The sequence below is a fragment of the Bacillus sp. 220_BSPC genome, from assembly GCF_001054655.1.
Classification (GTDB): Bacteria; Bacillota; Bacilli; order Bacillales; family DSM-1321; genus Peribacillus; species Peribacillus frigoritolerans.
Map to the genome: position 1 here is coordinate 1 of NZ_JVPL01000053.1, position 8,024 is coordinate 8,024.

7 protein-coding genes are annotated in these 8,024 nt (G+C 43.5%); 6 read left to right on the forward strand and 1 reads right to left on the reverse strand.

Annotated elements, in window-relative coordinates; all coding sequences use genetic code 11:
- Positions 1-166: 166 nt before the first annotated feature.
- Positions 167-1,126, reverse strand: coding sequence for a ribonuclease HIII (rnhC, locus tag ADA55_RS03280; RefSeq protein WP_034309023.1), 960 nt, complete (start codon positions 1,124-1,126; stop codon positions 167-169).
- Between the two features lie 172 nt (positions 1,127-1,298).
- Between rnhC and zapA the strand changes: the two genes are divergently transcribed.
- The 6 genes from zapA to ADA55_RS03310 all read left to right on the forward strand — a co-directional run bounded on the left by zapA (position 1,299) and on the right by ADA55_RS03310 (position 7,871).
- A complete protein-coding gene (gene zapA / locus ADA55_RS03285; protein ID WP_048678967.1) occupies positions 1,299-1,559 on the forward strand; it encodes a cell division protein ZapA in 261 nt (86 codons plus the stop codon).
- Positions 1,560-1,563: 4 nt separating this feature from the next.
- Positions 1,564-2,109: a CvpA family protein gene (locus ADA55_RS03290; protein WP_048678970.1), complete on the forward strand. Its 546-nt coding sequence runs from the start codon at positions 1,564-1,566 to the stop codon at positions 2,107-2,109.
- Positions 2,110-2,321: 212 nt separating this feature from the next.
- Entirely contained in the window at positions 2,322-4,040 is a 1,719-nt protein-coding gene (gene polX, locus ADA55_RS03295; protein ID WP_048678973.1) for a DNA polymerase/3'-5' exonuclease PolX, read from the forward strand.
- A 35-nt stretch (positions 4,041-4,075) separates the two neighbouring features.
- Positions 4,076-6,430, forward strand: coding sequence for an endonuclease MutS2 (locus ADA55_RS03300; protein WP_048678976.1), 2,355 nt, complete (start codon positions 4,076-4,078; stop codon positions 6,428-6,430).
- 65 nt (positions 6,431-6,495) lie between these two features.
- On the forward strand, positions 6,496-6,903 hold the full coding sequence (locus ADA55_RS03305; RefSeq protein WP_034309012.1) for a DUF350 domain-containing protein: 408 nt from the start codon (positions 6,496-6,498) through the stop codon (positions 6,901-6,903).
- A gap of 191 nt (positions 6,904-7,094) precedes the next feature.
- Positions 7,095-7,871 (forward strand): GNAT family N-acetyltransferase, encoded by a 777-nt coding sequence (locus ADA55_RS03310; protein WP_226990393.1) that lies wholly within the window; start codon positions 7,095-7,097, stop codon positions 7,869-7,871.
- Positions 7,872-8,024: the final 153 nt, after the last annotated feature.

The following is an 8,024-nucleotide window of genomic DNA, read 5'->3' on the forward strand; positions in this document are numbered from 1 at the left end:
CACGAGTAAAACGCAAATTCACGAGTAAAAGGCGTGAATTCACGAGTAAATAGTGGAAATTCACGAGAAAATGGCGCAAACTCACGAGTAAACCGCACAAACTCACGAATAACCGCACAAACTCACGATAAAAAGGCGGCTGTTCAGGAAGATCAGCCGCTTTCTTCTATTTATGATATTTCTGTTGATAGAGTCGCTTCGCTTTTTCTGTGTTGGCAAAATGGGTTTTCGTGAATTCGTGTAATGAATCGATTCCTTTTTCGTGAATCAATCTTGCGGCCGCTTCATCGACTGCAAATCCGGCACCTTTAGGGATTTTGAATCCGGCTTTTTCACTCAGCAAGTCAAAGCGTTTGACGAATGCATATCGGGCCAGGATGGATGCGGCTGCCACTCCAAGGTGAATGCCTTCCGCTTTTGTGCATAGATAGGTGGCATTAGCTTGGAATAGTTCTTGGCCTTTTAGGTAATTGAAAAATACCTCTGGCTGAGCGAATTGATCAATAAGGACGGCTTCCGCTTGTTCTGGCTGGATTTTTTGCATGAGGTGCTTGATTGCTTGGTTATGGAGGAGTGCCTTCATTTTTCCTTGTGACATTCCCTTTGCCTGCAGCGCATTATATTTCGGGTTGTCGCATGTGAGCAGGCTGAAGGGCACTACATCCTTAATCTGTTTGGCAATGTCGATGATCTGTGGGTCTTTCAGATTTTTGGAATCCTGGACACCAAGCTCCTTTAATAGAGCGAGTTGCTCCTTCTTGGCATATACGGCTACGACGGTCATCGGGCCGAAATAGTCTCCTGTTCCGACCTCGTCTGAACCAATCACTGACATGGTTCCGATATTTGCAGGCGGCGAATATCGATGGACGTTGACCGATGCAGAGGATGCCGTTTTTTTCTTTGGAGCCGCAGCAGTGGTACCTTTTTGCCATTTTACCGCTTCTATTTCGGCATTCTTACCTTGAAAAAGGACCTTCCCGGATTTATAGGCCGTCACCGTACATAGCGGCGGTTTGGCGGAAAAGATGCTCCCCGGCGGCTGCTTGGCGGCCAAGGATGAAGAATAATGGGACTTCATCGCCTTTATTTGTTCAGGACTGATAAGTAAAACAACATGGGACATAATGGGTTAGCTCCTAACTTCATTTTGTTTAATAGGTAATCTTCTTCCTAAATTCGATATCGTTTGACAAATTATTGAAATTTTTATGCAAGAAATGACGATGTACTCTCTTTCATGACGAAAAACTTCATGATATGATAGAATTAGGATTGTTTAGATTGGGGGCATCATTTTGTCAGACGATAAACGAAATAAAACAACAGTTGATATATACGGACAGCCATATACAATCGTCGGCACAGAAAGCGCAAGTCATATGCGCCTGGTCGCTTCGATGGTTGACGAAAAAATGAGAGAGATCAGGATGAAAAATCCATACTTGGATACAAGCAAGCTAGCGGTGCTAACGGCCGTGAATACCATCCATGAATATATTAAATTAAAAGATGAACTAGACCAGCTTCAACTGGAATTAAAGAGAGAGAAGGACTGAGTACATGCTTGATTTAGCAATTCTGGCCATTCTTTTAATCGGTTTATTAATCGGTTTAAAGCGTGGCTTCATTTTACAAACGGTTCATATGACTGGGTTCATTGTAGCCTTCATCGTCGCCTATGTATTTTACGGAGATCTTGCTCCCAATCTGAAATTATGGATTCCGTTCCCAACGATGGGTGATTCCTCGACCCTTAATATGTTTTTCGATACAGTCGGGCTTGATACGGCGTATTACAATGCAATTGCCTTTGCAATCATTTTCTTTGCTGCCAAGATTCTTTGGCAAATGATAGGATCCATGCTTAATTTCATTACCCATCTACCGATATTAAAGCAGCTGAATCGCTGGGGCGGAGGGATATTGGGTTTTCTCGAAGTCTATCTTATCATGTTTATTATATTATATATAGCTGCCATGCTGCCAATGGATTCCATCCAGAAACCATTAACTGGCTCATTTCTGGCAGAATCGATCGTGAAACATACGCCGTTCCTTTCCGAGCAAGTGAAGGAACTTTGGTTTCATGATGTAAAACAATCTTAATGTCAGTATAAGAGGGCCTGCCTCCTTTTCTCAAAGTCCTGGATTCCTATACTTTGAACACGGGGGAGGCCCCTTTTTATGTAGCGGCATGTAGCTTCCTTCTATTTGATTCGAGGGTTAAGAATCTGACTGCTTGTACTTTACCTCCAAGAAAGGTATCTTTAAGAAAGTGAACATGGGACACCCTACTAATTTTTTCGGCGGTGAATTAAGTGACAATTAATAAAAAAGATATCATTAAACTATTAGAAAAAATTGCAATATATATGGAACTAAAAGGAGAGAACCCGTTTAAGGTTTCAGCTTTCCGAAAGGCAGCGGGCGCCTTGGAAACGGATGACCGGAGCCTGACGGAGATCGAAGATTTTACCGCTTTGAATGGAATCGGGAAAGGAACGGCATCCGTCATCGATGAGTATATAAATGAAGGGAAATCGACTGTACTTGAAGAGCTTCAGGAGCAGGTGCCAAAAGGATTGATTCCGCTTCTGCAGCTTCAAGGTTTGGGCGGTAAGAAAATTGCCAAGCTTCATAAAGAGCTGCATGTCAAAGATGTGAATGATCTTAAAATCGCCTGTGAGGAAGGCAGGGTCGCGGCGCTTGCCGGTTTCGGCAAAAAAACGGAAGAGAAGATCCTGTCTGCAATTGCCGAGGCTGGTTCAAGGCCCGATCGGCTGCCCCTAGCCTTCATGATGCCGATTGCGGCTGATATTGAAACGGTCCTTGCTAACATGGATTACATCATCCGTTCTTCCAGGGCGGGCAGCATCCGGCGTATGAGGGAAACGATCAAGGACCTCGATTTCATCATTTCGACAGATCATCCCGAAGAGGTCAAGAATCAACTGCTTGCAATAAAAGGGATAAAACAGGTGATTGCGGCCGGTGATACAAAGGTATCGGTCGTGCTTGATTATGAATATGACATTTCTGTCGATTTCCGAATCGTCAAGGATAAGGAATTCATCACGACACTTCATCATTTTACAGGTTCGAAGGATCACAATGTGCGGATGCGCCAGCTTGCTAAAGATCGCGGAGAGAAAATCAGCGAATATGGGGTGGAAGTGACTGAAACCGGTGATGTATTGACGTTTGAAACGGAAGAACAATTTTATAATCATTTTGGCCTTCCTTTCATTCCGCCAGAAATACGTGAAGACGGAACGGAAGTGGAGCATTATGATGCTAAACAACCTCTCATATCTTTAGAGGCCATTAAAGGTGATCTCCATATGCATACCACATGGAGTGATGGTGCCCATACGATCGAAGAAATGATTGAAGCATGCCGTGCAAAAGGGTATCGATATATGGCCATCACCGATCATTCGCAATATCTGAAAGTGGCGAACGGCTTGACCGCTGAACGTTTACGTGAACAAAAACGAATCATCCATGAACTTAATGAAAAATACACTGACTTTACCGTTCTTTCCGGGATAGAGATGGATATACTTCCTGATGGGACACTTGATTATGACGATGAGCTGCTTGCAGAGATGGATTTGGTGATCGCATCGATTCACTCAAGTTTTTCGCAGCCTCGGGAAACGATCATGGAGCGCTTAAAAACGGCTCTGAATAATCCGCATGTCGATATCATCGCCCATCCAACGGGAAGGATCATCGGCAGACGCACCGGATATGATGTGGATATAGAAATGCTGATCGAACTGGCCCGTGAAACGAATACGGCCTTGGAATTGAATGCGAATCCGAACCGGTTGGATTTGGCACCTCCGCATCTGCGCAAGGCTCAGGAAGCAGGCGTTCCAATCGTGATCAATACGGATGCCCACAGCATCGACATGCTTGAACATATGCCTGTGGGGGTCTCGTCAGCCAAAAAGGGCTGGATTAAAGAATCCACGGTTCTTAATGCAAGGGATACGGATGGCTTATTGGCGTTTTTAAAGAGAAATGATTAACTATTTGCCCATAAATAAGGAGGAGCTTTAACTCCATGCATAATAAAGCTTTAAAGACATTGGAATTTCATAAGATAAAAGAACAACTAATCTCACACGCATCCTCATCCATAGGAAAAGAAAAGGCAGAGCAATTGATGCCTTCCACGGATTTTGAAGAAGTGTCGAGATGGCAGGAAGAAACAGATGAGGCTGCCAAAATCGTAAGGTTGAAAGGTAACTTGCCATTGGGCGGAATTTTCGATATCCGTCCACATGCAAAAAGGGCACAGATTGGCGGTATGCTCTCACCGATGGAACTGATGGAACTTGCGAGTACGATTCGTGCCGGCAGGATCTTAAGCCGTTTCTTCGAAGAACTAGCAGAGCAGGAAATTGATGTTCCGCTTTTAGCCGAATATATCGATTCCCTTCATCCATTGATTGATTTGCAGCAGGAAATTACGTATGCAGTAAGCGAACATGGCGAAGTGATGGATTCTGCCAGCGACAAGCTTCGTACCCTAAGAAACCAAATTCGGACGAACGAAAGTCGTGTAAGGGAAAAACTGGAAAGTATGATCCGTTCTTCCAATGCATCAACAATGTTATCCGATGCCATCATCACCATCCGGAATGACCGATTCGTCATCCCGGTAAAACAGGAATACCGCAGTGTGTATGGGGGGATCATTCATGATCAATCATCATCAGGGCAGACGTTGTTCATTGAACCGCAAGCAATCGTTCAGCTGAATAATGTCCTGCAGGAAACCCGAGTGAAAGAAACGCAGGAAATAGAACGGATATTGGTCGAACTATCGGAAAAAGTCGGTGCGTTCACCCCTGAATTGCTTCATAATGTCAAAGTGCTGGCACAAATCGATTTCCTTGTTGCCAAGGCAAAATATGCAAAAGCGATAAAAGGATCCAAGCCGATTCTGAATAATGAGGGGCGCGTAAAATTATTCAAAGCGAAACACCCGCTCATTCCGAATGATGTCGTCGTGGCCAATGATATTTTTCTTGGTGATGAATTTACGACAATCGTCATCACCGGTCCGAATACAGGTGGTAAGACGGTAACCCTGAAAACGATTGGCCTCTGTACGTTAATGGCCCAGTCCGGTCTGCAGATCCCTGCGCTGGATGGTTCCGAAACGGCTGTGTTTTCCTCTGTTTATGCCGATATTGGCGATGAACAGTCGATTGAACAAAGCTTAAGTACATTCTCTTCGCATATGGTCAATATTGTCGATATCCTTAAGCATGTCGATTATGACAGTCTTGTTTTATTCGATGAGCTTGGAGCGGGAACTGACCCACAGGAAGGTGCAGCTTTGGCCATTTCCATTTTGGATGAAGTGTATAAGCGCGGAGCACGTGTGATTGCAACGACACATTACCCGGAATTAAAAGCGTATGGATATGATCGGGAAGGCGTCATTAATGCAAGCGTCGAATTTAATGTGGAAACCTTGAGTCCCACCTATAAACTTTTAATCGGTGTACCAGGGCGGAGTAATGCGTTTGAAATTTCCAAGCGCCTTGGTTTGGAAGAAACCGTGATCAGCAACGCCCGCAGCCATATCGGTGAGGATACGAATAAAGTTGAAAATATGATAGCGTCCCTTGAGGACAGCCGCAAGAAGGCTGAAGAAGAGGAACTGGAAGCCAAGAATCACCTGAAACAGGCGGAAATTCTTCATAAAGACCTTCAAAAGCAAATTGATGAGTACCATCAAGAACGGGATGCGATGGTTGAAAAGGCAGCAAAAGAGGCAGCGGCAATCGTTGAAAATGCACAAAGGGAAGCGGAAGCGATCATTGCCGACTTACGTAAACTGCGACTTGAAAAGCATGCCGATGTTAAAGAGCATGAACTGATCGATGCCAAAAAACGGCTTGAAGAAGCAGCGCCTAAAGTGAAAAAAACAACAAATAAAGCGGCGAAGCCGCTGGATAAAAGCTTGAAACCTGGAGATGAAGTAAAGGTCATAAGCTTTGGTCAAAAAGGTCACTTGATTGAGAAGGTTTCAAATAATGAATGGCAGGTTCAGATCGGCATCATGAAAATGAAGGTGAAGGAGTCTGACCTGGAATTCATCAAGAGCACAAAAGTAAAAGAAACAAAGCCGCTTACCACGATCAAAGGCCGCGATTATCACGTTAGCGTCGAACTTGACCTTCGTGGAGAGCGCTTTGAAAATGCCATATCAAGAGTGGAAAAGTACGTTGATGATGCTCTTTTGGCCGGCTATTCGAGTGTCTCCATCATTCATGGTAAAGGGACGGGTGCTCTTCGGTCCGGGGTCCAGGAATACTTGAAAAATCACCGCTCTGTCAAAAGGATTCGCTTCGGCGAAGCCGGTGAAGGCGGAACAGGTGTTACGGTGGTGGAATTTAAATAAAGGAAAGCGGTCATTCCGGCAATTCAGCCAAGCCGGGTGGCTAGTTACCATTCGGGAGTTGGACCATGGAGAACATGTGGGAAAATGAATATGTATATATAGCTGCTCGTTACAGTGTCGTTATTCTGTGCATGATTGTTTTTTTAGCCATTTTTGAACTTGTCACAAAGTACAAGAACTGGGAGGAAATCAAACAGGGAAACCTTTCTGTCGCGTTGGCAACAGGTGGTAAAATTTTTGGGATCGCCTATGTATTCCAACAGTCCATTCTCCATCAGAATTCGCTTCTTACCATGATTGGCTGGGGCGTCTACGGTTTTGTCCTGCTGTTGATCGGTTATTTCATTTTTGAATTTATGACTCCTGGATTTAAAATAGATGAAGAAATACAAAAAGATAATCGGGCAGTTGGATTCCTATCGATGATCATATCAATCGCATTATCTTTTGTCATCGGAGCCGGAATTTCTTAATGCCCTTCATGAGAGGGAGTAAGCTGTGGAGAAACTTGCAAAAGTCTTAATAGTTTGTTGCGGAATCTTTTTTCTGTTTGGAATCATTTATATGACATTGTTCAACTGAAGCGGCCATTGTGCCGCTTCTTTTATTTGGTTCTATTAAAAAAAATGGGGCGGCATGTATAATATAATGGTCAAATAGACTTTTGGAGAGGAGGAGGAATCTGGAACAGTCCAAATGGATACAGAAGATTGAAGAATTATCGCTGAATGCTTTACCCGCCATGCAAACGCAAATCTATGATGGATGGGTTATCCGATTTGCGGATGGATATACGAAACGGGCGAATTCCATCAGCCCCATCTATACATCGAATGAAAATGTGAAAAAGAAAATTTCGAATTGTGAACAATTATATTTTGCAAGGAATGATAAGGCCGTGTACAAAGTGACTCCACAGGCAAACCCTATCAACTTGGATCGTGTACTGGAAGAGTCTGGGTATGCCCTTGAAGGAACAACAAGTGTCCAGGTATTGAATTTGGCAGATACAGAGTCACCGAATGAAACCAATGTCATAAAGTATGATCATTTACATGATGAATGGTTTCACGATTTCTGCCTGCTAAGTAATATTGATGATCATGACCCAACCATCCTGAAAAAGATGTTAGGGAATATCATTCCAAAAACATGCTTTATGTTGTTGACTGATGAAGGCGGAACCGTGACAGCAAGTGGACTGGGTGTTTTGGAAGACGAATACATAGGCCTGTACAATATCATTACCCATGAAAACTTTCGAAACCAAGGCAATGGTGCAATTCTCATTCGTAATCTATTGCATTGGGGTAAAGAAAATGGAGCAAAAAATGCTTATCTTCAGGTGATAGAAACGAACGTACCTGCTTTAAGGTTGTACGGAAAATTGGGGTTTGAAGAAAAATATAAGTATTGGTATAGAATTAAAACCAAGAAGTAGAACGCCTCTTTTCAGTAGACGACAAAAGAGGATCGGAATGCTCTTACCCCGATCTGTGACTTAAAGAAAATTTGAATATCCTTTATGTTTTTTACTTGAGGGTTTGTAAAATTTGAGCGTTGATTTCCACTCCAGGCACTCGCTTTCCGCGGG